A 20,497-nucleotide genomic window follows, 5' to 3' on the forward strand; every position below is an offset into this window, starting at 1 on the left:
AGGGGCCATGAACGACGGTGTGGACGAGGCGGGCTGGGACGTCGAGCCGGGCGACGAGATCGAGCCGGTGGTGCAGGCGGTGGGACGCCTGCTCAAGGTCTGCCGGGAGGCGGCGGGGCTGAGCGTGTCCGAGCTGGCGGAGGCTCTGGGCTACGGCGAGGACATGATCCGCAAGATCGAGCGCGGGGCGCGGATTCCCCGGCCGGAGTCGCTGGACAGGGCGGACCAGATCCTGAAGGCGCAGGGGCATTTGAGGGCGTTCATGGAGGACATGCGGAAGGCTCGGTATCCGAAGAAGGTGCGGGAGCTGGCGGAGTTGGAGGGGCGGGCGGTGGAGATGTTGCTCTACAGCAACCACAACATCCATGGCCTGTTGCAGACGCCGGAGTACGCGCGAGCGATGTACGAGATGAGGCAGCCCGCGCTTGCCGAAGACGTCGTGGAGCGGGAGACCGCCGCGCGCATGGCTCGAAAGGCCGTCTTCGAGCGGGATCCGGCCCCGACGCTCAGTTTCGTCCAGGAACAGGTGACGCTCGAGCGTCCCTACGGTGGGAAGATGGTGCTGCGCCGACAGCTGGAACGCCTCTTGGAGGTGGCGCAGTTGAGGAACGTCACGCTCCAGGTCATGCCGACTGACCGGGAGGAGAACGCTGGAGCGGCATCGGGCCTGGTCGAGGTGCTGAAGTTCGCCGACGGCACGGCGATCGGACGTTCCGACGGCGCCTTCAACGGCCGCCCGGTCTCAAGTCCCAAGGATCTTCGGATCCTTGAGCTGCGCTATGGCATGATCCGGGCGCAGGCTCTCACGCCGAGGGAGTCGCAGGCCTTCATCGAGCGAGCGCTGGGGAGACTATGAGCACCGCGGAACTCCACTGGTTCAAGAGCAGCTACAGCAGCAGCGCAGAACCCGGCGACTGCCTCGAAGTCGCCCCCACCCCCACCACGATCCACATCCGCGACTCCAAGAACACCGACGGCCCCCGGCTCGCCGTCACCCCCACCACCTGGACCGCCTTCGTCACATACGCCGCCGAACGCTGACGGCCCACACCACCAGGCCCAGCCCCAGCAGCGCGGCCCCCGTCGCCGGGACCGCCCCCCACCCGCCGAACCGGTACGCGGTGACGCCGAGGGCGGAGCCCGCCGCGCCGCCGAGGTAGTACGACGTCATGTAGACGGACGCGATCCGGGACCGGGGGTGGTCCGGGAGGTCGTAGACCACGCTCATGTTGAGCAGGTGGACGCCGTGGACGGCCACGTCCATGACCAGCACCCCGGCCACCAGCCAGGCCAGGCTGCGTCCGCCCGGCCACGTCGCCGCGAACGCGATCACGCCCAGCGAAAGCAGCACACCGGTGGCCACGTCCTGTCGGCCCCGGTCGGCGAGTCGGCCCGCCGCCTTGGCCGCGATGGCCCCTGCCGCGCCGACCAGCGCGAAGAGCCCGATCGCGGACGCGCCCCAGCCGTAGTGCGGGCCGGCCAACAGGAACGCCGAGGTCGCCCAGAAGGCGCTGAACGCGGCGAAGCAGCACGCGCCGATCAGTGAGCGCCGGCGTAGCACCGGCTCGGCGGCGGCCAGTCGGAGCGTGGCGGCGAGCTGGGCGCCGTAGCCCATCGACACGTCCGGCGGTGACGACGGCAGTACGCGCACGAGGAGCAGGGCCACGGCCGCCAGCGTCCCGGCCGCGGCCAGGAACACCGCGCGCCAGCCGAGTGCCCCACCGAGCAGCCCGGCCGCCGTACGGGACAACAGGATGCCCAGCAGGAGGCCGGTGAGCAGGGTGCCCATCGCCCGGCCGCGCTGGTCGACGGGCACGACGGAGGCGGCGTACGGCATGAGGATCTGTACGACGACCGCCCCGGCGCCCACGGCCAGGCCTCCGGCCAGCAGGACCCACAGCGAGGGCGCCGCTCCCGACAGGAGCATTCCGGCGCCGGCCGCACCGAGCAGGACCCCGACCAGGCGGCGCCGCGCCACGATGTCGCCGAGCGGCACGATCAGCAGCAGGCCCAGGGTGTAACCGGCCTGAGTGGTGGTGACCAGCGCTCCCGCCGCGGACGGCGAGGCGGCGTACGTGGCAGCGATCCGGGGGAGCAGGGGCTGGCAGTAGTAGAGACAGGCGGCGATCAGACCACAGGCCGTAGCCAGGAGGCCTATCAGGCGGGGGTGGGGTGGGGGAGGTGTCGTGGCCCGGGGCGTCGGCTCGGGCGAGTGGTCGGGGTCGGTCTTCTCGATCGGGGCGGGAACCGTCATGCCATGGACGCTAGGCCGGTCCTGGACCGATCCCGAGACCCAATACTGTCCGTCGGGAGAGGTCCAATCCGCCCATCGGCCGACGGCGCCCCGCCGTAAAGGAAACGCCAAAGCAGGCTGCTCAACTGTCTTATGACGCCCAGTCGTTTGCTACCGTGACGCGGTCACGCCAGTCAGACCACGGGGAACGAGGGGTCATGTCCGACAGCGCGTCGTTCGATCAGGAGTGGTCGGAACTGAAGGCGAAGGCCCGGATGCGGCTGGACGGTGTGGATCCGGGAGGGCCATCGCCGAGTGGCGCGGACCTGGTCGTCAAGTACGACGACATGGGGAAGATCGGGCACAGCGCCTTCCTGCTGCACCAGCACCTGTCGAGTGCCGGCAGTCACGCCAAGTCACACACCGAGGCCGCTGCGAAGAGCCTGGGAAACGACGGGTTCGATATGGGCGCCGCACTGGCCGATGCCGATGCCGGCTGGCGATCACAGTTGCAGGTGCTGCTCGACGCCTGCGCTCAGATCTCCAACCACCTCGACTACTCGGTGAAGTCCTCCCGGCGGGACGACGATTTCATTGCCGCGCAGGTCAGCGCCTCCAAGATCTCCGAGTACCTGGACGTGCCACCCACCACCTCGGATGACGAGGTGCCCCACGTACCGAAGGCGGAAGGCCCCGTTATGTGACGGCTGGCCAGTGTGTGCGGGATGGAGGGACTCCGAAGTGGACCGGGGAACCCCTCCAGAAGGCAACGGCGATGACGCCGTGACTGACAGGGGGGCCGGTGCCGACCTTCGAAGAACTTCTCCACGTCAATCTCTCGTCGCTGCAGTCGGCGGCCGACGACTGGGCCGCCACGGCGACCCTGCTGAAGAAAGTCGCCAAAGAGGCCGGGGACATGCGCAGCCTGGCCCAGGGCACTGAATGGAAGGGCGAGAACGCCACCGTCACCAAGGCGTTCGTCGTCCGGGTGTGTGACGAGTTCACCGACGCCGTCACCGAAGCGGAGTCCATGGGAAACCTGCTGAGTTCCGCGCACGACAAGATCAAGGCGGCCAGGGACGACCTGAAGAATCTCTGTGAGAATCCGCCTGAGGGCATCACGATCCACGCCGACGGCTCGCTGACGCGCAGCCCACAGCCCCCTCGCATGTCGCACGGGGATCCAGAGATCGTGGTGACGCAGAGCGACCTCGATGCGCTGCAGCGCCGCATCGATGCCATCCTCGGCCGGGCTGCGGAAGCCGACTCGACCTGTTCTTGGGGCCTGCGGCAACTCACCAAGAACAAGCACGAGTTCGGCAGCACGTACTACGGCTCCCTCAAGGATGCGAAAACCGATGCCCGTATGGAGCTGCAGAACAAGACGGATTCGGAGGAGTACACGCCGCCCGCGAAATGGGGCAGCGGCACCATCAAGCCCGTTGCCGAGTTCCTCAGCTACCGCTCCTGGATGGACGGTGGCGAGGCGCTTCTGCACGGAGACATCAACGGCGCGATACAGGGCCTGATCGGCGGCACCCCCTCTGCGGCGGGCGGCGAGGCCAGCAAGCACCTCTCGAAGGGAGCGCTCCTGAGCGATGTGCGCGGCAAACACCACCGCCCCACGTTCATCAACACGATCGGCAAGTTCGGAGAGAAGATATTCGGCGCCCCGGTCGCTGTGATCGCGACCGGAGTCGACTTCTACTACACGCCCGAGGCACCCAAGAAGCCGGGCGACACTCATGTCGAGGCCCCGGGGGAACCGGGAAGGGTGAGGTACCAATGACACACTCCGCCGGCCCGCCCCCGCCCGGGCGCCGACGCCCGGACCTGCGGCACTGGCTGAAGCCCCGGGGTTCGCGGGCTCTCGTCCTCGGCGTGTGCATGTCCGTCGGCGGGCTCGCCGGCGGGGTGCGCTCCTCGATGGACGGAAAGGGGCTCTGGACGATCCTCGGCATCTTCGGCGTGGGGGTCCTCGGCCTGCTCATCGTTGTCAGTTACTTCGCCGACTACGACCACTGAGAGCATGAACGACTCGTTCCACGCACGATCCGGAGCGCTCCGTGACCTTTCGTGACCGGCGTTTCCGCCTCCGCCGAGGCAGCCGTCGCCGCCTGCTGGGCTCGCTCGCCCTGGCGATCAGCGGCGCCCTCCTCGGTGCGGGCCTCATCGCCTGGCGGACGCACACGCTCCCGTTCGCCGATTCGCCCTGCTGGGATTCCGTGACCAGCGGCGATCTGGACGCGCTCTTCGGCGGCGGGGACACCGAGGCGAGCGAGGTGCGACCGGCATGGACTCCGAACGGGGCGGAGGGGCGCGGCTCACTGGACGGCAGGTGCCGTGTCACGAGCGGCGATCGTCAGCTCGACATCCATGTGCAGCGGCTCACCGGCGGGGTGGGGCAGGACAACATTCCCTGGTCCGACGCGTTCTTGTCGGCAAGCCTCACGCCGCTCGGGCACGGGCTGCTGGGTATGGCCTCGGACACGCGCGCCTGGGTGGCGTTCCCTACCGGCTGCGTCGATCCCTCGGCGTTCTCGGGCTATGCCGTCGTCGACGTGGCCATGGGATACGACGGGTTCTGGGACCCCCGGTCCGGGGACACCCAGACCACGCTGCGGAAGGCGCTCGCCCGTACCGCCGTCCATGTCGCGAACGGCAGCATGGCGGAACTGGGCTGCTCCGGTTCGCTGCCCGAGCCTGGCGAGCCGGACCAGGCGCCCGCTCCCCGGCCGGTGGGTGCGGACCACCGGATCTGCGGTGTCGCCGGAGTACGGCTGCCGAAGGACGTCGGGTCGCGCCCCTATATGCGGATGACGTCGGGTACGGACGGCCCCGTCCGCACCTGCGACATCGTCGCCGGAGAGAACGATCACCCTCAGTACCGACTGGAGACGATCCGGCGGGACGGCCTCGGCGGAGCCTTCGCCGGCCTGGAGTCGTCCACAGGACCCGGGATCCGGGCGGCGGGCCGGCGCGGCACGGTCGGAGCCTATGCACCTACCCTCGCCGTGGTGTACGCAAAGTGCCGCGATGAGTCCGTCGTGTTCATGGCCGAGCAGAAGGACGGTACTCACGGGTACACGTTCATCCCCCAGGTCTTTCCCGCCTACGTGGCCGCGGAAGCCGGCCGGCTGGGCTGCGGCCCGCTGGAGATCCGGATCCCGGGCTGACCTGAGGCAGCCCGCTCAGGAACGCTACGGCCGCTGCCTCGAACCCCCGGTTTGACCTACGTCACCCGAGGGGTATTCTCTCCGCCCCGATTGGCGGACCCCCCGCCCCCTATGGCAGACTGTCGGAGTTGCTCGGTCGAGTGTTGATGCTGCGCGCCTCCCGCCGGGAGGACCGGAAGCGAGTCCCACAGTACTCGTCGCCTTAACTGCCTGATGGCAGCACTGGGGCGGACGTACGGGAATCTTCCGGGAAGTGTGAGCGCGGCACCGGCCAGGCGCCCGGTGGGCCTGAGGTCCCCGGTCCACGGTTCCGGAAGGGCCGTCGCATTCCCGCAGGGATGTTCGAACAAGGGACATTCATGTCAGCGAGAGCGCGACACGCCCGACCGCGTGGGTCGGAGGAAACGAAGGCAGCAGAAGGAATCCGCCGGGTTCCAGAGCGTAAGAGAGACAGGACTACTGAGTAGCCATGGCGGGACAGAAGATCCGCATCCGGCTCAAGGCCTACGACCACGAGGTCATCGACTCCTCGGCGAAGAAGATCGTCGAGACGGTGACCCGCACTGGTGCGTCGGTCGCGGGCCCGGTGCCGCTGCCCACTGAGAAGAACGTGTACTGCGTCATCAAGTCGCCGCACAAGTACAAGGACTCGCGCGAGCACTTCGAGATGCGCACGCACAAGCGCCTGATCGACATTCTCGACCCGACCCCCAAGACCGTTGACTCTCTGATGCGACTCGACCTCCCGGCCGGTGTCGACATCGAGATCAAGCTCTGAGGCTGGTGGGCTGAGAATGGCTAAGCAGATCAAGGGCATCCTGGGCGAGAAGCTCGGCATGACGCAGGTGTGGGACGAGAACAACCGTGTTGTTCCGGTCACCGTCGTCAAGGCCGGCCCCAACGTCGTCACCCAGGTTCGTACGAACGACGTCGACGGCTACGAGTCGGTCCAGATCGCCTTCGGCGAGATCGACCCGCGCAAGGTGAACAAGCCCCTCAAGGGCCACTTCGCCAAGGCCGACGTCACCCCCCGTCGCCACCTTGTTGAGATCCGTACGGCTGACGCCTCCGAGTACACGCTCGGTCAGGAGATCACCGCCGAGGTCTTCGAGGCGGGCGTCAAGGTCGACGTCACCGGCAAGAGCAAGGGCAAGGGCTTCGCCGGTGTCATGAAGCGCCACAACTTCCGTGGCCTCGGCGCCGGACACGGCACCCAGCGCAAGCACCGCTCCCCCGGTTCCATCGGTGGCTGCGCCACCCCGGGCCGTGTGTTCAAGGGCCTCCGCATGGCGGGTCGCATGGGCAACGAGCGGGTCACCACCCAGAACCTGACCGTCCACGCCGTTGACGCGGAGAAGGGTCTGCTGCTCATCAAGGGCGCGGTTCCCGGTCCGAACGGCGGCCTCGTCCTGGTCCGCACCGCGGCCAAGGGGGCCTGAGGTAACCGATGAGCACTGTTGACATCCTTTCGCCGGCGGGCGACAAGGCCGGTTCCGTCGAGCTCCCCGCGGAGATCTTCGACGCCAAGGTCAGCGTCCCGCTGATCCACCAGGTCGTCGTCGCGCAGCTGGCCGCTGCCCGTCAGGGCACGCACAAGACGAAGACCCGTGGCGAGGTCCGTGGTGGCGGCAAGAAGCCGTACCGCCAGAAGGGCACCGGTCGCGCCCGCCAGGGTTCGACCCGCGCGCCGCAGTTCGCCGGCGGTGGCGTCGTCCACGGCCCGCAGCCGCGTGACTACTCGCAGCGCACCCCGAAGAAGATGAAGGCCGCCGCCCTGCGCGGTGCCCTCACCGACCGGGCGCGTCACAACCGCATCCACGTCGTCTCCGGCGTGGTCGAGGGCGAGACCCCCAGCACCAAGGCCGCCAAGTCGCTGTTCGGCAAGATCTCGGAGCGCAAGAACCTGCTCCTGGTCGTCGACCGCGCCGACGAGGCCGCGTGGCTGTCCGCCCGCAACCTGCCCCAGGTCCACATCCTGGAGCCGGGCCAGCTGAACACGTACGACGTTCTCGTCTCGGACGACGTGGTCTTCACCCAGGCCGCTTTCGAGTCCTTCGTGTCTGGCCCCAAGGCCGCTGACACCGAAGGGAGCGAGGCCTGATGGCTACGCGTCACCCGAGCATTGCCTCGAAGGCCGCCAAGGCCGCCAAGGCCGCGCGTCTCGCCAAGGCGAAGCGCCACGCCACCGAGGGCAAGAACACCGTCGAGACCCCGCTGAGCAAGTCGTACACGGACCCCCGTGACGTCCTGCTGAAGCCGGTCGTCTCCGAGAAGAGCTACGCGCTCCTCGACGAGAACAAGTACACGTTCATCGTCGACCCGAACGCCAACAAGACCCAGATCAAGCAGGCCGTCCAGGCGGTCTTCTCGGTCAAGGTCACCGGGGTCAACACGATCAACCGCCAGGGCAAGCGCAAGCGGACCCGCACGGGCTTCGGCCAGCGCGCGGGCACCAAGCGCGCGATCGTGACCCTCGCCGAGGGCGACCGTATCGACATCTTCGGCGGTCCGACCGCCTAAGGGCGGTCCGGATCGTCCGATATCGGACGAGGACTGAGAAATGGGAATCCGCAAGTACAAGCCGACTACGCCGGGCCGTCGTGGCGCCAGCGTCGCCGACTTCGTCGAGGTCACGCGGTCCACGCCGGAGAAGTCGCTGGTCCGTCCCCTGCACAGCAAGGGCGGCCGTAACAACGCCGGTCGTGTGACCGTTCGCCACCAGGGTGGCGGACACAAGCGCGCCTACCGAGTGATCGACTTCCGTCGTCACGACAAGGACGGCGTGCCGGCGAAGGTCGCGCACATCGAGTACGACCCCAACCGCACCGCGCGCATCGCGCTGCTGCACTACGCCGACGGCGAGAAGCGCTACATCCTCGCGCCGCGCAACCTGCAGCAGGGTGACCGCGTCGAGAACGGTCCCGGGGCCGACATCAAGCCGGGCAACAACCTGGCCCTCCGCAACATCCCGGTCGGTACCACGATCCACGCGATCGAGCTCCGTCCCGGTGGCGGTGCCAAGTTCGCCCGCTCCGCCGGTGCCTCCGTGCAGCTGCTCGCGAAGGAGGGCGCCTACGCCCACCTGCGCATGCCGTCCGGCGAGATCCGTCTCGTCGACGTCCGCTGCCGCGCCACCGTCGGTGAGGTCGGCAACGCCGAGCAGAGCAACATCAACTGGGGTAAGGCCGGCCGTAAGCGGTGGCTGGGCGTTCGCCCGACCGTCCGTGGTGTCGTGATGAACCCGGTTGACCACCCGCACGGTGGTGGTGAGGGCCGGACCTCCGGTGGTCGCCACCCTGTGTCCCCGTGGGGCAAGAAGGAAGGCCGTACTCGTTCGCCCAAGAAGGCGTCGAACAAGTACATCGTCCGCCGCCGCAAGACGAACAAGAAGCGCTAAGGACGGGTTGAGATGCCTCGTAGCCTGAAGAAGGGGCCCTTCGTCGACGACCACCTGATCAAGAAGGTGGACGCCCAGAACGAAGCCGGCACCAAGAACGTCATCAAGACCTGGTCCCGCCGCTCGATGATCGTCCCGGCCATGCTGGGCCACACGCTCGCGGTGCACAACGGCAAGACCCACATCCCGGTGTTCGTCACCGAGTCGATGGTCGGCCACAAGCTCGGCGAGTTCTCGCCGACCCGCACCTTCCGGGGTCACGTCAAGGAAGACCGGAAGTCGAAGCGCCGCTAGTAGCGGATCGCATTCAGACACGTAAGTAACTGAAGGGACAACCATGGAAGCCAGGGCCCAGGCGCGGTACATCCGCGTCACGCCCATGAAGGCCCGCCGCGTGGTGGACCTCATCCGTGGCATGGACGCCACGGAGGCCCAGGCTGTTCTGCGATTCGCTCCGCAGGCAGCCTCCGTGCCGGTCGGCAAGGTGCTCGACAGCGCCATTGCCAACGCCGCGCACAACTACGACCACACCGACGCCGACAGCCTCTACATCTCCGAGGCCTACGTCGACGAGGGCCCGACCCTGAAGCGGTTCCGTCCGCGTGCCCAGGGCCGTGCCTACCGGATCCGCAAGCGGACCAGCCACATCACCGTGGTCGTCAGCAGCAAGGAAGGAACCCGGTAATGGGCCAGAAGGTTAACCCGCATGGGTTCCGGCTCGGTGTCACCACGGACTTCAAGTCCCGGTGGTACGCCGACAAGCTGTACAAGGACTACGTCAAGGAAGACGTCGCCATCCGTCGGATGATGACGTCCGGCATGGAGCGCGCCGGTATCTCGAAGGTTGAGATCGAGCGCACCCGTGACCGCGTGCGGGTGGACATCCACACCGCTCGTCCGGGCATCGTCATCGGCCGCCGTGGCGCCGAGGCCGACCGCATCCGCGGCGACCTCGAGAAGCTCACGGGCAAGCAGGTCCAGCTGAACATCCTCGAGGTCAAGAACCCCGAGACCGACGCTCAGCTGGTTGCCCAGGCCGTTGCCGAGCAGCTCTCCTCCCGCGTCTCCTTCCGCCGCGCCATGCGTAAGAGCATGCAGTCGGCGATGAAGGCCGGCGCCAAGGGCATCAAGATCCAGTGCGGTGGCCGCCTCGGTGGCGCCGAGATGTCCCGCTCGGAGTTCTACCGCGAGGGCCGTGTGCCCCTGCACACGCTCCGCGCGAACGTGGACTACGGCTTCTTCGAGGCCAAGACGACCTTCGGCCGCATCGGTGTGAAGGTCTGGATCTACAAGGGCGACGTCAAGAACATCGCCGAGGTCCGCGCCGAGAACGCTGCGGCCCGTGCGGGTAACCGCCCGGCCCGTGGTGGTGCCGACCGCCCGGCCCGTGGTGGCCGCGGTGGCGAGCGGCGCGGTCGCAAGCCGCAGCAGGCTGCCGGCGCCGAGGCCCCCAAGGCCGAGGCCCCCGCCGCTCCGGCTGAGAGCACCGGAACGGAGGCCTGACCGACATGCTGATCCCTCGTAGGGTCAAGCACCGCAAGCAGCACCACCCCAAGCGTCGGGGTGAGGCCAAGGGCGGTACCACGGTCGCGTTCGGCGAGTACGGCATCCAGGCCCTCACGCCGGCGTACGTGACCAACCGCCAGATCGAGGCGGCTCGTATCGCGATGACCCGCCACATCAAGCGTGGCGGCAAGGTCTGGATCAACATCTACCCGGACCGCCCGCTCACGAAGAAGCCGGCCGAGACCCGCATGGGTTCCGGTAAGGGTTCGCCGGAGTGGTGGATCGCGAACGTGCACCCGGGACGGGTCATGTTCGAGCTGTCCTACCCGAACGAGAAGATTGCGCGTGAGGCTCTCACTCGTGCGGCCCACAAGCTGCCGATGAAGTGCCGCATCGTCAAGCGCGAGGCAGGTGAAGCGTGATGTCGGTCGGTACCAAGGCGTCCGAGCTGCGCGAGCTGGGCAACGAGGAGCTTCTGGCGAAGCTCCGCGAGGCCAAGGAAGAGCTGTTCAACCTCCGCTTCCAGGCGGCGACCGGTCAGCTCGAGAACCACGGCCGTCTGAAGGCGGTCCGCAAGGACATCGCGCGGATCTACACCCTGATGCGCGAGCGTGAGCTGGGCATCGAAACGGTGGAGAACGCCTGATGAGCGAGAAGAACGTGACTGAGAACGCAGAAGCGCGCGGCTTCCGCAAGACCCGTGAGGGTCTCGTCGTCAGCGACAAGATGGACAAGACCGTCGTCGTCGCCGTCGAGGACCGCGTCAAGCACGCGCTGTACGGCAAGGTCATCCGCCGTACGAACAAGCTCAAGGCGCACGACGAGCAGAACGCCGCGGGTGTCGGCGACCGCGTCCTCCTGATGGAGACCCGGCCGCTGTCCGCGACGAAGCGCTGGCGCGTCGTCGAGATCCTCGAGAAGGCCAAGTAATTCCTGCGGGGCAAACCCGCAGGTCAGTTCCGCCAGGCTCGGCAGGGGCCGCACCTCGTGAAGAGGCGGTCCCTGCCGGGAACCGGCAGACAAACAGGAGATAGACGTGATCCAGCAGGAGTCGCGACTGCGTGTCGCCGACAACACTGGTGCGAAGGAAATCCTTTGCATCCGTGTGCTCGGTGGCTCCGGTCGCCGCTACGCGGGCATCGGTGACGTCATCGTCGCCACCGTCAAGGACGCGATCCCCGGTGGCAACGTGAAGAAGGGTGACGTCGTCAAGGCGGTCATCGTTCGCACCGTCAAGGAGCGCCGCCGTCCGGACGGCTCGTACATCCGCTTCGACGAGAACGCCGCCGTCATTCTGAAGAACGACGGCGACCCTCGCGGCACCCGCATCTTCGGCCCGGTCGGCCGTGAGCTGCGCGAGAAGAAGTTCATGAAGATCATCTCGCTCGCGCCGGAGGTGCTGTAAGCATGAAGATCAAGAAGGGCGACCTGGTCCAGGTCATCACCGGTAAGGACAAGGGCAAGCAGGGCAAGGTCATTGCCGCTTACCCGCGCGAGGAGCGTGTCCTGGTCGAGGGTGTCAACCGGGTCAAGAAGCACACCAAGGCCGGTCCGACCGCTCGCGGTTCCCAGGCCGGCGGCATCGTGACCACCGAGGCCCCGATCCACGTGTCCAACGTTCAGCTGGTCGTGGAGAAGGACGGCAACAAGGTCGTCACGCGTGTCGGTTACCGCTTCGACGAAGAGGGCAACAAGATCCGCGTTGCCAAGCGGACGGGTGAGGACATCTGATGGCTACCACCACCACTCCGCGTCTGAAGACGAAGTACCGCGAGGAGATCGCGGGCAAGCTGCGTGACGAGTTCAAGTACGAGAACGTCATGCAGGTTCCCGGCCTCGTCAAGATCGTGGTCAACATGGGTGTGGGCGACGCCGCCCGCGACTCCAAGCTGATCGAGGGCGCCATCCGCGACCTCACCACGATCACCGGTCAGAAGCCGGCCGTCACCAAGGCCCGCAAGTCCATCGCGCAGTTCAAGCTGCGTGAGGGCCAGCCGATCGGTGCCCACGTCACGCTCCGTGGCGACCGCATGTGGGAGTTCCTGGACCGCACCCTGTCGCTCGCGCTGCCGCGCATCCGCGACTTCCGCGGCCTGTCCCCCAAGCAGTTCGACGGCCGTGGCAACTACACCTTCGGTCTCACGGAGCAGGTCATGTTCCACGAGATCGACCAGGACAAGATCGACCGCGTCCGGGGTATGGACATCACCGTGGTCACCACGGCGACCAACGACGCTGAGGGCCGCGCGCTCCTTCGTCACCTCGGCTTCCCGTTCAAGGAGGCGTGAGCGAGATGGCGAAGAAGGCTCTCATCGCGAAGGCTGCTCGCAAGCCCAAGTTCGGTGTGCGTGGCTACACGCGCTGCCAGCGCTGCGGCCGTCCCCACTCCGTGTACCGCAAGTTCGGCCTCTGCCGCGTGTGCCTTCGTGAGATGGCTCACCGTGGCGAGCTGCCGGGCGTGACCAAGAGCTCCTGGTAATCCCCGTAATAAGGGATTCCTGGACCTCTCGGTAAGCAACTGGGTCGGCGGAGGCCCACTCCTTCCATGCCTTAGGCTAGGAGGGTTGGGCCTCTGCCGCCCTGGATCGACTTACTACGCCGTAGGTCCCCGCGCCGCACCCGTCCCGTCTCAGAAGTACGGGGAGAGGGATGGCGCATATAGGAAACCCCGGCGAGAAAGGCCACAGGCCAATTCATGACCATGACTGATCCGATCGCAGACATGCTGACGCGTCTGCGGAACGCGAACTCGGCGTACCACGACTCCGTGACGATGCCGGCGTCCAAGATCAAGTCGCACATCGCGGAGATCCTCCAGCAGGAGGGCTTCATCACGGGCTGGAAGGTCGAGGACGCCGAGGTCGGCAAGAACCTCGTTCTCGAGCTGAAGTTCGGCCCGAACCGTGAGCGCTCCATCGCGGGCATCAAGCGGATCTCCAAGCCCGGTCTCCGGGTGTACGCGAAGTCCACCAACCTGCCGAAGGTGCTGGGCGGCCTCGGCGTGGCGATCATCTCCACGTCGCACGGGCTCCTCACCGACAAGCAGGCCGGCAAGAAGGGCGTGGGTGGGGAAGTCCTCGCCTACGTCTGGTAGCAGAAGGGAACGGAGGAAACAGCTATGTCGCGCATCGGCAAGCTCCCCATCGCGGTTCCCGCCGGCGTGGACGTCACCATCGACGGCCGTACGGTCTCGGTCAAGGGCCCCAAGGGCTCGCTGACCCACACCGTCGCGGCTCCGATCGACATCGCTAAGGGCGAGGACGGCACCCTGCAGGTGACCCGCCCGAACGACGAGCGTCAGAGCAAGGCCCTGCACGGCCTCTCCCGCACGCTGGTGGCGAACATGATCACCGGCGTGACCCAGGGTTACGTGAAGAAGCTCGAGATCAGCGGTGTCGGTTACCGAGTGACCGCCAAGGGTTCGAACCTGGAGTTCGCTCTCGGTTACAGCCACCCGATCCTGGTCGAGGCCCCCGAGGGCATCTCCTTCAAGGTGGAGACCCCGACCCGTTTCTCGGTCGAGGGCATCGACAAGCAGAAGGTCGGCGAGGTTGCGGCCAACATCCGCAAGCTGCGCAAGCCCGACCCGTACAAGGCCAAGGGCGTCAAGTACGAGGGCGAAGTCATCCGCCGCAAGGTCGGAAAGGCGGGTAAGTAAGCCATGGCATACGGGCAGAAGATCCTCAAGGGCGACGCCTACAAGCGCGCCGCGATCAAGCGCCGTCACATCCGGATCCGCAAGCGGATCTCCGGTACGGCGGAGCGCCCCCGTCTGGTCGTGACCCGCTCCAACCGCCACATCGTGGCGCAGGTGATCGACGACCTGAAGGGCCACACCCTGGCGTCGGCGTCCACGCTGGACGCGTCGATCCGTGGTGGCGAGTCCGACAAGTCCGCGCAGGCCAAGCAGGTCGGCGCCCTGGTCGCCGAGCGTGCCAAGGCCGCCGGTGTCGAGGCCGTCGTGTTCGACCGTGGTGGCAACCAGTACGCCGGGCGCATCGCCGCCCTGGCGGACGCCGCCCGCGAGGCCGGGCTCAGGTTCTGAGCCGCCGTAGCTAGCGGAAAAGAGAGAGGTAAATCCAATGGCTGGACCCCAGCGCCGCGGTGGCGGTGCCGGTGGCGGCGAGCGGCGGGACCGGAAGGGCCGTGACGGCGGCGCTGCTGCCGCCGAGAAGACCGCGTACGTTGAGCGCGTTGTCGCGATCAACCGCGTCGCCAAGGTTGTGAAGGGTGGTCGTCGCTTCAGCTTCACCGCGCTGGTCGTGGTGGGCGACGGTGACGGCACCGTGGGTGTCGGTTACGGCAAGGCCAAGGAGGTGCCGGCCGCCATCGCCAAGGGCGTTGAGGAGGCCAAGAAGCACTTCTTCAAGGTCCCCCGTATCCAGGGCACCATCCCGCACCCGATCCAGGGTGAGAAGGCTGCCGGCGTCGTGCTGCTCAAGCCCGCGTCCCCGGGTACCGGTGTTATCGCCGGTGGTCCGGTGCGTGCCGTGCTCGAGTGCGCCGGTATCCACGACGTGCTGTCGAAGTCGCTCGGCTCCGACAACGCGATCAACATCGTGCACGCGACCGTGGAGGCCCTGAAGGGTCTGCAGCGTCCCGAGGAGATCGCGGCCCGCCGTGGTCTGCCCCTGGAGGACGTCGCCCCCGCGGCTCTGCTGCGTGCTCGTGCCGGGGCGGGTGCGTGATGGCTCAGCTGAAGATCACGCAGGTCAAGTCCTACATCGGCAGCAAGCAGAACCACCGTGACACCCTGCGCTCCCTTGGTCTCAAGGGCATCAACACGCAGGTCGTCAAGGAGGACCGCCCCGAGTTCCGCGGCATGGTGCACACCGTCCGCCACCTCGTGACGGTCGAGGAGGTCGACTGATCATGGCGGAGCAGAACCCGCTCAAGATCCACAACCTCCGTCCCGCCCCGGGCGCCAAGACCGCCAAGACCCGTGTGGGTCGTGGTGAGGCGTCGAAGGGTAAGACGGCCGGTCGTGGTACCAAGGGCACCAAGGCCCGCTACCAGGTTCCGGAGCGCTTCGAGGGTGGCCAGATGCCGCTGCACATGCGCCTCCCGAAGCTGAAGGGCTTCAAGAACCCGTTCAAGACCGAGTACCAGGTCGTGAACCTCGACAAGCTGGCCGCGCTGTACCCGGAGGGTGGCGAGGTCACCGTCGAGGGTCTCGTCGCCAAGGGTGCCGTTCGCAAGAACAGCCTCGTCAAGGTCCTCGGCCAGGGCGAGGTCTCCGTGGCGCTGCAGGTGACGGTGGACGCCGTCTCCGGCTCCGCCAAGGAGAAGATCACCGCCGCCGGCGGTACGGTCACCGAGCTGGTCTGAGTCCCTCAGGTCCCTCGATGACGTGAACGATCCCGACCGGGGATACCCCACAAAAGGGGTATCCCCGGTTGGTCGTTCCTAGGGCGGTGCTCTCGCCGGTAAGGTGGCCAGCACTGCCTACTTTCAATGGATGCTCCCCATGGGGCACCCTGAGCGGCAGTTGACCGTTAGTAATTCGTCTGTATCCGTCGAACCTCAAGACCGTCACCCTTGACGCAGTTGCGCGGGGGTCGCAGGAGGCACCGTGCTCACCGCGTTCGCCCGGGCGTTCAGGACGCCCGACCTGCGCAAGAAGCTGCTCTTCACGCTGGCCATCATCGTGGTCTACCGGGTCGGTACCCACATCCCGATCCCCGGCGTCAACTACAAGGCCGTCCAGCAGTGTGTGACCGAGGCCGGGGCCAACCAGGGCCTGTTCGGCCTTGTGAACATGTTCAGCGGCGGCGCGCTGCTGCAGATCACGGTCTTCGCGCTCGGCATCATGCCGTACATCACGGCCAGCATCATCCTTCAGCTGCTGACCGTGGTCATCCCGCGCCTGGAAGCCCTGAAGAAGGAGGGCCAGGCGGGCACGGCGAAGATCACGCAGTACACCCGCTACCTGACCGTGGCCCTCGCCATCCTGCAGGGCACCGGCCTGGTGGCCACCGCCCGCAGCGGCGCGCTCTTCAACGGCTGCTCGCGCGCCGCGAGCATCGTCCCGGACCAGGCGATCTTCACGACGATCACGATGGTCATCTGCATGACCGCCGGTACGGCCGTCGTGATGTGGCTCGGTGAGCTGATCACCGACCGCGGCATCGGCAACGGCATGTCGATCCTGATGTTCATCTCGATCGCCGCGACCTTCCCGTCCGCGCTGTGGGCGATCAAGAAGCAGGGCACTCTGGCCGGCGGCTGGATCGAGTTTGGCACCGTGATCCTGGTCGGCCTGGTCATGGTCGCGCTCGTGGTCTTCGTCGAGCAGGCGCAGCGCCGCATCCCGGTGCAGTACGCGAAGCGCATGATCGGCCGTCGTTCCTACGGTGGTACGTCCACGTACATCCCGCTCAAGGTGAACCAGGCGGGTGTGATTCCGGTCATCTTCGCCTCCTCGCTGCTCTACATCCCGGCGCTCGTGGCGCAGTTCGCGGGGGGCAACTCGAGCTGGAAGCAGTGGATCCAGAACAATCTGACCAAGGGCGACCACCCGATTTACATCAGTCTGTACTTCTTGCTCATCGTGTTCTTCGCGTTCTTCTACGTGGCGATCTCCTTCAACCCCGAGGAAGTCGCCGACAACATGAAGAAGTATGGTGGCTTCATCCCGGGCATCCGGGCTGGCCGACCGACCGCTGAGTACCTCAGCTACGTGCTCAACCGGATCACCTGGCCGGGTTCGCTGTATCTGGGTCTGATTGCTCTCGTGCCAACAATGGCGTTGGTCGGGTTCGGGGCGACGAACAACTTCCCGTTCGGCGGAACCAGCATCCTGATCATCGTGGGTGTCGGTCTCGAGACGGTGAAGCAGATCGAGAGCCAGCTCCAGCAGCGCAATTACGAAGGGTTCCTCCGCTGATGCGTATCGTCCTCGTCGGGCCGCCGGGTGCCGGTAAGGGAACGCAAGCCGTCCGCCTCGCCGAGAAGCTGGCCATCCCGCACATCTCCACGGGCGACCTGTTCCGGGCCAACATCAGCCAGCAGACCGAACTGGGCAAGCTCGCGAAGTCCTACATGGACGCCGGCAACCTCGTCCCGGACGAGGTCACCATCGCGATGGCCAAGGACCGCATGGAGCAGCCGGACGCCGAGAAGGGCTTCCTGCTGGACGGCTTCCCGCGCAACGTCTCGCAGGCCGAGGCGCTGGACGAACTGCTCAAGACCGAGGGCATCAAGCTGGACGCCGTCCTGGACCTGGAGGTCCCGGAGGACGAGGTCGTCAAGCGGATCGCCGGCCGGCGCATCTGCCGCAACGACTCCTCTCACGTGTTCCACGTGACGTACAGCCCGCCGAAGAAGGAGGGCGTGTGCGACGTCTGCGGCGGTGAGCTGTACCAGCGCGACGACGACTCCGAGGAGACCGTTCGTACGCGGCTGGAGGTCTACCACACGCAGACCGAGCCGATCATCGACTACTACAAGGCGCAGGGCCTGGTCGTGACGATCTCCTCCCTGGGCCCCGTGGACGAGATCACGCAGCGGGCACTGGAGGCCCTCAAGCGCGAGAAGGCCGAGCAGTAGCAGCCCGGCTCTTCCGGCCGCGGTGCCCTCCCTCAGGGTGCCGCGGCCGTACTGTTGTACAGAAACCCAGCCGACGTGAGTGACGGAGAGCGCAGGCCCCCATGGTGCAGATCAAGACCCCCGAGCAGATCGCGAAGATGCGTGCGGCGGGCTTGGTCGTAGCCGCCATCCACGCGGCCACCCGCGAGGCCGCGGTGCCCGGCGCCTCCACCAAGGACCTGGACGAGGTCGCCCGCAAGGTCCTCGCCGAGCACGGCGCCAAGTCGAACTTCCTCGGCTACGGCGGCTTCCCCGCGACGATCTGCACCTCCGTGAACGACGTCGTCGTCCACGGCATCCCCTCCGACGACGTCGTCCTCAAGGACGGCGACATCATCTCCATCGACTGCGGCGCGGTCATCGACGGCTGGCACGGCGACGCGGCCTACACGGCCTTCGTGGGCTCCGGTCACGCTCCGGAGCTGGTCGAGCTCTCCCGGGTGACGGAGGAGTCGATGTGGGCCGGCATCGCGGCCATGAAGCAGGGCAGTCGGCTGGTCGACATCTCCCGCGCGATCGAGACGTACATCCGCCGCCAGCCGAAGCCGGGCGGCGGCAAGTACGGGATCATCGAGGACTACGGCGGCCATGGCATCGGCACCGAGATGCACATGGACCCGCATCTGCTGAACTACGTCGACCGCCGCCGCGGCAAGGGCCCCAAGCTGGTCCCCGGCTTCTGCCTCGCGATCGAGCCGATGGTCTCCCTCGGCACCCCGCGCACGGAGGTCCTGTCGGACGACTGGACGGTCATCACGACGGACGGCACCTGGTCCTCCCACTGGGAGCACTCGGTCGCCCTGACGGCCCAGGGCCCCCTCGTCCTCACCGCACCGGACGCAGGCAAGGCAAAGCTGGCGGAGTACGGCATCACGGCCGCCCCCGATCCGCTCGCTTAGTGATCTCACGCATGGGGCAGACTCTCTCGATTCGCCTTTCCCGGGACGCCGACGTAGACTGACTCGTCGGCTCTCGTGCACCCTCATGCCTTCAAGCCTGAGACTGCTACGAAAGCCGGCCAAGGTAGTCGATTCGAAGGGCGAAGCGTGGCCAAGAAGCAAGGTGCCATCGAGATCGAGGGCACTGTCGTCGAGTCTCTTCCGAACGCGATGTTCAAGGTCGAGCTCCAGAACGGCCACCAGGTCCTGGCACACATCAGCGGCAAGATGCGTATGCACTACATCCGCATCCTCCCTGACGACCGGGTCGTGGTGGAGCTGTCTCCGTACGACCTGACGCGTGGCCGGATCGTCTACCGCTACAAGTAGATCTTGCCCGCATCCCGCTGAAGGCGGGGTGGTGGCACTGACCCGGAGAACCTCAATCCCATGAAGGTCAAGCCGAGCGTCAAGAAGATCTGCGACAAGTGCAGGGTGATCCGCCGTCACGGCCGGGTCATGGTCATCTGCGAGAACCCGCGCCACAAGCAGCGCCAGGGCTGACGCACGACCATCTCCCTCTGCACCTCTATCGCAGAGATTCGCGCGACGCGAGCTGAATTGTTCATACGCAGGACCCAAGCCGTCGCAAGCGGCTTGACACCCCCGGTCGGAGGCCGGGGACCCGGTTCGTACCTGATACGGCGGCCGGGAGCCGGTTCTGCGGAAGACCTCCGAAGATCACCAGGAGCCATTGAATGGCACGCGTTTCCGGTGTTGACATCCCGCGCGAAAAGCGCGTGGAGGTCGCCCTCACCTACGTGTTCGGCATTGGCCGGACCCTCTCGCAGGAGACGCTGGCTGCGACCGGCGTCGACCCGAACACCCGCGTTCGTGACCTGACCGAAGAGCAGCTGGTCGCGATCCGCGAGTACGTCGACAACAACATCAAGACCGAGGGTGACCTCCGTCGCGAGATCCAGGCCGACATCCGCCGCAAGGTCGAGATCGGCTGCTACCAGGGTCTGCGTCACCGTCGCGGTCTGCCCGTCCGCGGTCAGCGCACCAGCACCAACGCCCGCACCCGCAAGGGCCCGCGTCGCGCCATCGCCGGTAAGAAGAAGCCGGGCAAGAAGTAGTCCGCAGCGGACTCGCCGTCCAGCGGTCTTCGCTGTAGGACCGACCACCTCCCGTAGGAGTTATAGATGCCCCCCAAGGGTCGTCAGGGCGCTGCCAAGAAGGTGCGCCGCAAGGAAAAGAAGAACGTCGCTCACGGCCACGCGCACATCAAGAGCACGTTCAACAACACGATCGTCTCGATCACGGACCCGTCCGGCAACGTGATCTCCTGGGCCTCCGCCGGCCACGTCGGCTTCAAGGGCTCCCGGAAGTCCACGCCGTTCGCCGCGCAGATGGCCGCCGAGTCGGCTGCCCGCCGCGCCCAGGAGCACGGCATGCGCAAGGTCGACGTGTTCGTGAAGGGCCCGGGTTCCGGTCGTGAGACCGCGATCCGCTCCCTGCAGGCCACGGGCCTCGAGGTCGGCTCCATCCAGGACGTCACCCCGACCCCGCACAACGGCTGCCGTCCGCCGAAGCGCCGCCGCGTCTGACGCACGGCTGCCTCGCAAGGCTGCGGTTCCGGGCGGTACGGCTCCTTCGGGTCGTACCGCCCGTACCCTTGCAGTACCCGCACTTTTCACGGGTGCGGTCTCCGTCGGAC

At 67.0% G+C, this 20,497-nt stretch carries 35 protein-coding genes; 34 read left to right on the forward strand and 1 reads right to left on the reverse strand.

The annotated features are described in order from the left end of the window. Window positions 1-7 precede the first annotated feature (7 nt). Entirely contained in the window at window positions 8-856 is an 849-nt protein-coding gene (locus ACWC0C_RS31150) for a helix-turn-helix domain-containing protein (RefSeq protein ID WP_449196285.1), read from the forward strand. Then, window positions 853-1,041 (forward strand): DUF397 domain-containing protein, encoded by a 189-nt coding sequence (locus ACWC0C_RS31155; RefSeq protein WP_449196284.1) that lies wholly within the window; start codon window positions 853-855, stop codon window positions 1,039-1,041. The genes ACWC0C_RS31150 and ACWC0C_RS31155 overlap by 4 nt, the downstream gene beginning before the upstream one ends. On the opposite strand, the gene ACWC0C_RS31160 is transcribed toward ACWC0C_RS31155, so the two are convergent. Next, complete coding sequence (locus tag ACWC0C_RS31160; RefSeq protein WP_450867392.1) at window positions 1,019-2,254, reverse strand: MFS transporter; 1,236 nt, start codon at window positions 2,252-2,254, stop codon at window positions 1,019-1,021. The genes ACWC0C_RS31155 and ACWC0C_RS31160 overlap by 23 nt on opposite strands. Window positions 2,255-2,451: 197 nt before the next feature. Here ACWC0C_RS31160 and ACWC0C_RS31165 point away from each other — a divergent pair, with 197 nt between their 5' ends. The 32 genes from ACWC0C_RS31165 (at window position 2,452) to rpsK (ending at window position 20,387) form a co-directional block, all read left to right on the forward strand. After that, window positions 2,452-2,937 (forward strand): hypothetical protein, encoded by a 486-nt coding sequence (locus tag ACWC0C_RS31165; protein ID WP_450867394.1) that lies wholly within the window; start codon window positions 2,452-2,454, stop codon window positions 2,935-2,937. A gap of 98 nt (window positions 2,938-3,035) precedes the next feature. Then, window positions 3,036-4,022 (forward strand): hypothetical protein, encoded by a 987-nt coding sequence (locus tag ACWC0C_RS31170; protein WP_450867396.1) that lies wholly within the window; start codon window positions 3,036-3,038, stop codon window positions 4,020-4,022. Continuing rightward, window positions 4,019-4,258 (forward strand): hypothetical protein, encoded by a 240-nt coding sequence (locus ACWC0C_RS31175; RefSeq protein ID WP_450867398.1) that lies wholly within the window; start codon window positions 4,019-4,021, stop codon window positions 4,256-4,258. Before ACWC0C_RS31170 ends, ACWC0C_RS31175 begins: the two co-directional genes overlap by 4 nt. A 41-nt stretch (window positions 4,259-4,299) precedes the next feature. Continuing rightward, window positions 4,300-5,409, forward strand: a complete 1,110-nt coding sequence (locus ACWC0C_RS31180) for a hypothetical protein (RefSeq protein ID WP_450867400.1) — start codon at window positions 4,300-4,302, stop codon at window positions 5,407-5,409. Between the two features lie 469 nt (window positions 5,410-5,878). Beyond that, window positions 5,879-6,187: a 30S ribosomal protein S10 gene (rpsJ, locus tag ACWC0C_RS31185; RefSeq protein ID WP_003948644.1), complete on the forward strand. Its 309-nt coding sequence runs from the start codon at window positions 5,879-5,881 to the stop codon at window positions 6,185-6,187. A gap of 16 nt (window positions 6,188-6,203) precedes the next feature. Then, window positions 6,204-6,848, forward strand: coding sequence for a 50S ribosomal protein L3 (gene rplC / locus ACWC0C_RS31190; RefSeq protein WP_014674369.1), 645 nt, complete (start codon window positions 6,204-6,206; stop codon window positions 6,846-6,848). 8 nt (window positions 6,849-6,856) lie between these two features. After that, entirely contained in the window at window positions 6,857-7,510 is a 654-nt protein-coding gene (gene rplD / locus ACWC0C_RS31195; protein ID WP_153539286.1) for a 50S ribosomal protein L4, read from the forward strand. Further along, window positions 7,510-7,929: a 50S ribosomal protein L23 gene (gene rplW, locus ACWC0C_RS31200; RefSeq protein ID WP_449196274.1), complete on the forward strand. Its 420-nt coding sequence runs from the start codon at window positions 7,510-7,512 to the stop codon at window positions 7,927-7,929. The genes rplD and rplW overlap by 1 nt, the downstream gene beginning before the upstream one ends. Before the next feature lie 40 nt (window positions 7,930-7,969). Next, on the forward strand, window positions 7,970-8,806 hold the full coding sequence (gene rplB / locus ACWC0C_RS31205) for a 50S ribosomal protein L2 (protein WP_018543909.1): 837 nt from the start codon (window positions 7,970-7,972) through the stop codon (window positions 8,804-8,806). A gap of 12 nt (window positions 8,807-8,818) precedes the next feature. Beyond that, window positions 8,819-9,100: a 30S ribosomal protein S19 gene (gene rpsS, locus ACWC0C_RS31210; RefSeq protein ID WP_023547380.1), complete on the forward strand. Its 282-nt coding sequence runs from the start codon at window positions 8,819-8,821 to the stop codon at window positions 9,098-9,100. Between the two features lie 43 nt (window positions 9,101-9,143). Continuing rightward, on the forward strand, window positions 9,144-9,491 hold the full coding sequence (rplV, locus tag ACWC0C_RS31215) for a 50S ribosomal protein L22 (RefSeq protein ID WP_019329637.1): 348 nt from the start codon (window positions 9,144-9,146) through the stop codon (window positions 9,489-9,491). Beyond that, complete coding sequence (rpsC, locus tag ACWC0C_RS31220) at window positions 9,491-10,309, forward strand: 30S ribosomal protein S3 (protein WP_055706471.1); 819 nt, start codon at window positions 9,491-9,493, stop codon at window positions 10,307-10,309. Before rplV ends, rpsC begins: the two co-directional genes overlap by 1 nt. 5 nt (window positions 10,310-10,314) lie before the next feature. Then, complete coding sequence (gene rplP, locus ACWC0C_RS31225) at window positions 10,315-10,734, forward strand: 50S ribosomal protein L16 (RefSeq protein ID WP_030788270.1); 420 nt, start codon at window positions 10,315-10,317, stop codon at window positions 10,732-10,734. Then, on the forward strand, window positions 10,734-10,958 hold the full coding sequence (gene rpmC / locus ACWC0C_RS31230) for a 50S ribosomal protein L29 (protein ID WP_023547377.1): 225 nt from the start codon (window positions 10,734-10,736) through the stop codon (window positions 10,956-10,958). Before rplP ends, rpmC begins: the two co-directional genes overlap by 1 nt. Further along, window positions 10,958-11,242 (forward strand): 30S ribosomal protein S17, encoded by a 285-nt coding sequence (gene rpsQ, locus ACWC0C_RS31235; RefSeq protein ID WP_018543912.1) that lies wholly within the window; start codon window positions 10,958-10,960, stop codon window positions 11,240-11,242. The genes rpmC and rpsQ overlap by 1 nt, the downstream gene beginning before the upstream one ends. 106 nt (window positions 11,243-11,348) lie before the next feature. After that, window positions 11,349-11,717 carry a 50S ribosomal protein L14 gene (gene rplN / locus ACWC0C_RS31240; RefSeq protein WP_003998823.1) on the forward strand — a complete coding sequence of 123 codons (369 nt, stop codon included), beginning with the start codon at window positions 11,349-11,351 and terminating at the stop codon, window positions 11,715-11,717. Between the two features lie 2 nt (window positions 11,718-11,719). Further along, entirely contained in the window at window positions 11,720-12,043 is a 324-nt protein-coding gene (gene rplX / locus ACWC0C_RS31245; RefSeq protein WP_003998822.1) for a 50S ribosomal protein L24, read from the forward strand. Continuing rightward, on the forward strand, window positions 12,043-12,600 hold the full coding sequence (rplE, locus tag ACWC0C_RS31250) for a 50S ribosomal protein L5 (RefSeq protein WP_053661885.1): 558 nt from the start codon (window positions 12,043-12,045) through the stop codon (window positions 12,598-12,600). Before rplX ends, rplE begins: the two co-directional genes overlap by 1 nt. A 5-nt stretch (window positions 12,601-12,605) precedes the next feature. Then, window positions 12,606-12,791, forward strand: a complete 186-nt coding sequence (locus ACWC0C_RS31255) for a type Z 30S ribosomal protein S14 (RefSeq protein ID WP_003948630.1) — start codon at window positions 12,606-12,608, stop codon at window positions 12,789-12,791. A 216-nt stretch (window positions 12,792-13,007) separates the two neighbouring features. Further along, on the forward strand, window positions 13,008-13,406 hold the full coding sequence (rpsH, locus tag ACWC0C_RS31260; protein ID WP_007384075.1) for a 30S ribosomal protein S8: 399 nt from the start codon (window positions 13,008-13,010) through the stop codon (window positions 13,404-13,406). 24 nt (window positions 13,407-13,430) lie between these two features. Beyond that, entirely contained in the window at window positions 13,431-13,970 is a 540-nt protein-coding gene (gene rplF, locus ACWC0C_RS31265; protein ID WP_153539274.1) for a 50S ribosomal protein L6, read from the forward strand. A gap of 3 nt (window positions 13,971-13,973) precedes the next feature. Further along, on the forward strand, window positions 13,974-14,357 hold the full coding sequence (gene rplR / locus ACWC0C_RS31270) for a 50S ribosomal protein L18 (protein WP_365332546.1): 384 nt from the start codon (window positions 13,974-13,976) through the stop codon (window positions 14,355-14,357). 37 nt (window positions 14,358-14,394) lie between these two features. Beyond that, on the forward strand, window positions 14,395-15,000 hold the full coding sequence (gene rpsE, locus ACWC0C_RS31275; RefSeq protein WP_009190144.1) for a 30S ribosomal protein S5: 606 nt from the start codon (window positions 14,395-14,397) through the stop codon (window positions 14,998-15,000). Further along, a complete protein-coding gene (rpmD, locus tag ACWC0C_RS31280) occupies window positions 15,000-15,182 on the forward strand; it encodes a 50S ribosomal protein L30 (protein ID WP_003974250.1) in 183 nt (60 codons plus the stop codon). The genes rpsE and rpmD overlap by 1 nt, the downstream gene beginning before the upstream one ends. Before the next feature lie 2 nt (window positions 15,183-15,184). Further along, entirely contained in the window at window positions 15,185-15,640 is a 456-nt protein-coding gene (gene rplO, locus ACWC0C_RS31285) for a 50S ribosomal protein L15 (protein WP_030745257.1), read from the forward strand. 244 nt (window positions 15,641-15,884) lie between these two features. Next, window positions 15,885-17,198 (forward strand): preprotein translocase subunit SecY, encoded by a 1,314-nt coding sequence (gene secY, locus ACWC0C_RS31290; protein WP_449196273.1) that lies wholly within the window; start codon window positions 15,885-15,887, stop codon window positions 17,196-17,198. Beyond that, entirely contained in the window at window positions 17,198-17,860 is a 663-nt protein-coding gene (locus ACWC0C_RS31295) for an adenylate kinase (RefSeq protein WP_449196272.1), read from the forward strand. The genes secY and ACWC0C_RS31295 overlap by 1 nt, the downstream gene beginning before the upstream one ends. Window positions 17,861-17,961: 101 nt before the next feature. After that, on the forward strand, window positions 17,962-18,798 hold the full coding sequence (gene map, locus ACWC0C_RS31300) for a type I methionyl aminopeptidase (RefSeq protein ID WP_450867406.1): 837 nt from the start codon (window positions 17,962-17,964) through the stop codon (window positions 18,796-18,798). 147 nt (window positions 18,799-18,945) lie between these two features. Next, a complete protein-coding gene (gene infA, locus ACWC0C_RS31305; protein WP_003948620.1) occupies window positions 18,946-19,167 on the forward strand; it encodes a translation initiation factor IF-1 in 222 nt (73 codons plus the stop codon). 60 nt (window positions 19,168-19,227) lie between these two features. Then, window positions 19,228-19,341 carry a 50S ribosomal protein L36 gene (gene rpmJ, locus ACWC0C_RS31310; protein ID WP_003998809.1) on the forward strand — a complete coding sequence of 38 codons (114 nt, stop codon included), beginning with the start codon at window positions 19,228-19,230 and terminating at the stop codon, window positions 19,339-19,341. Window positions 19,342-19,535: 194 nt separating this feature from the next. Continuing rightward, window positions 19,536-19,916 (forward strand): 30S ribosomal protein S13, encoded by a 381-nt coding sequence (gene rpsM, locus ACWC0C_RS31315; protein ID WP_116148529.1) that lies wholly within the window; start codon window positions 19,536-19,538, stop codon window positions 19,914-19,916. A gap of 66 nt (window positions 19,917-19,982) precedes the next feature. Further along, window positions 19,983-20,387, forward strand: coding sequence for a 30S ribosomal protein S11 (gene rpsK / locus ACWC0C_RS31320; RefSeq protein WP_003956432.1), 405 nt, complete (start codon window positions 19,983-19,985; stop codon window positions 20,385-20,387). The last annotated feature ends 110 nt before the right edge of the window (window positions 20,388-20,497 follow it).

Source organism: Streptomyces sp. NPDC001709 (genome assembly GCF_053596375.1).

Coding starts and splice junctions, on each gene's coding strand:
- ACWC0C_RS31150 (WP_449196285.1), top strand. CDS start 8: ATGAACGACGGTGTGGACGAGGCGGGCTGGGACGTCGAGCCGGGCGAC.
- ACWC0C_RS31155 (WP_449196284.1), top strand. CDS start 853: ATGAGCACCGCGGAACTCCACTGGTTCAAGAGCAGCTACAGCAGCAGC.
- ACWC0C_RS31160 (WP_450867392.1), bottom strand. CDS start 2,254: ATGACGGTTCCCGCCCCGATCGAGAAGACCGACCCCGACCACTCGCCC.
- ACWC0C_RS31165 (WP_450867394.1), top strand. CDS start 2,452: ATGTCCGACAGCGCGTCGTTCGATCAGGAGTGGTCGGAACTGAAGGCG.
- ACWC0C_RS31175 (WP_450867398.1), top strand. CDS start 4,019: ATGACACACTCCGCCGGCCCGCCCCCGCCCGGGCGCCGACGCCCGGAC.
- rpsJ (WP_003948644.1), top strand. CDS start 5,879: ATGGCGGGACAGAAGATCCGCATCCGGCTCAAGGCCTACGACCACGAG.
- rplC (WP_014674369.1), top strand. CDS start 6,204: ATGGCTAAGCAGATCAAGGGCATCCTGGGCGAGAAGCTCGGCATGACG.
- rplD (WP_153539286.1), top strand. CDS start 6,857: ATGAGCACTGTTGACATCCTTTCGCCGGCGGGCGACAAGGCCGGTTCC.
- rplW (WP_449196274.1), top strand. CDS start 7,510: ATGGCTACGCGTCACCCGAGCATTGCCTCGAAGGCCGCCAAGGCCGCC.
- rplB (WP_018543909.1), top strand. CDS start 7,970: ATGGGAATCCGCAAGTACAAGCCGACTACGCCGGGCCGTCGTGGCGCC.
- rpsS (WP_023547380.1), top strand. CDS start 8,819: ATGCCTCGTAGCCTGAAGAAGGGGCCCTTCGTCGACGACCACCTGATC.
- rplV (WP_019329637.1), top strand. CDS start 9,144: ATGGAAGCCAGGGCCCAGGCGCGGTACATCCGCGTCACGCCCATGAAG.
- rpsC (WP_055706471.1), top strand. CDS start 9,491: ATGGGCCAGAAGGTTAACCCGCATGGGTTCCGGCTCGGTGTCACCACG.
- rplP (WP_030788270.1), top strand. CDS start 10,315: ATGCTGATCCCTCGTAGGGTCAAGCACCGCAAGCAGCACCACCCCAAG.
- rpmC (WP_023547377.1), top strand. CDS start 10,734: ATGTCGGTCGGTACCAAGGCGTCCGAGCTGCGCGAGCTGGGCAACGAG.
- rpsQ (WP_018543912.1), top strand. CDS start 10,958: ATGAGCGAGAAGAACGTGACTGAGAACGCAGAAGCGCGCGGCTTCCGC.
- rplX (WP_003998822.1), top strand. CDS start 11,720: ATGAAGATCAAGAAGGGCGACCTGGTCCAGGTCATCACCGGTAAGGAC.
- rplE (WP_053661885.1), top strand. CDS start 12,043: ATGGCTACCACCACCACTCCGCGTCTGAAGACGAAGTACCGCGAGGAG.
- ACWC0C_RS31255 (WP_003948630.1), top strand. CDS start 12,606: ATGGCGAAGAAGGCTCTCATCGCGAAGGCTGCTCGCAAGCCCAAGTTC.
- rpsH (WP_007384075.1), top strand. CDS start 13,008: ATGACCATGACTGATCCGATCGCAGACATGCTGACGCGTCTGCGGAAC.
- rplF (WP_153539274.1), top strand. CDS start 13,431: ATGTCGCGCATCGGCAAGCTCCCCATCGCGGTTCCCGCCGGCGTGGAC.
- rplR (WP_365332546.1), top strand. CDS start 13,974: ATGGCATACGGGCAGAAGATCCTCAAGGGCGACGCCTACAAGCGCGCC.
- rpsE (WP_009190144.1), top strand. CDS start 14,395: ATGGCTGGACCCCAGCGCCGCGGTGGCGGTGCCGGTGGCGGCGAGCGG.
- rpmD (WP_003974250.1), top strand. CDS start 15,000: ATGGCTCAGCTGAAGATCACGCAGGTCAAGTCCTACATCGGCAGCAAG.
- rplO (WP_030745257.1), top strand. CDS start 15,185: ATGGCGGAGCAGAACCCGCTCAAGATCCACAACCTCCGTCCCGCCCCG.
- ACWC0C_RS31295 (WP_449196272.1), top strand. CDS start 17,198: ATGCGTATCGTCCTCGTCGGGCCGCCGGGTGCCGGTAAGGGAACGCAA.
- map (WP_450867406.1), top strand. CDS start 17,962: ATGGTGCAGATCAAGACCCCCGAGCAGATCGCGAAGATGCGTGCGGCG.
- rpmJ (WP_003998809.1), top strand. CDS start 19,228: ATGAAGGTCAAGCCGAGCGTCAAGAAGATCTGCGACAAGTGCAGGGTG.
- rpsM (WP_116148529.1), top strand. CDS start 19,536: ATGGCACGCGTTTCCGGTGTTGACATCCCGCGCGAAAAGCGCGTGGAG.
- rpsK (WP_003956432.1), top strand. CDS start 19,983: ATGCCCCCCAAGGGTCGTCAGGGCGCTGCCAAGAAGGTGCGCCGCAAG.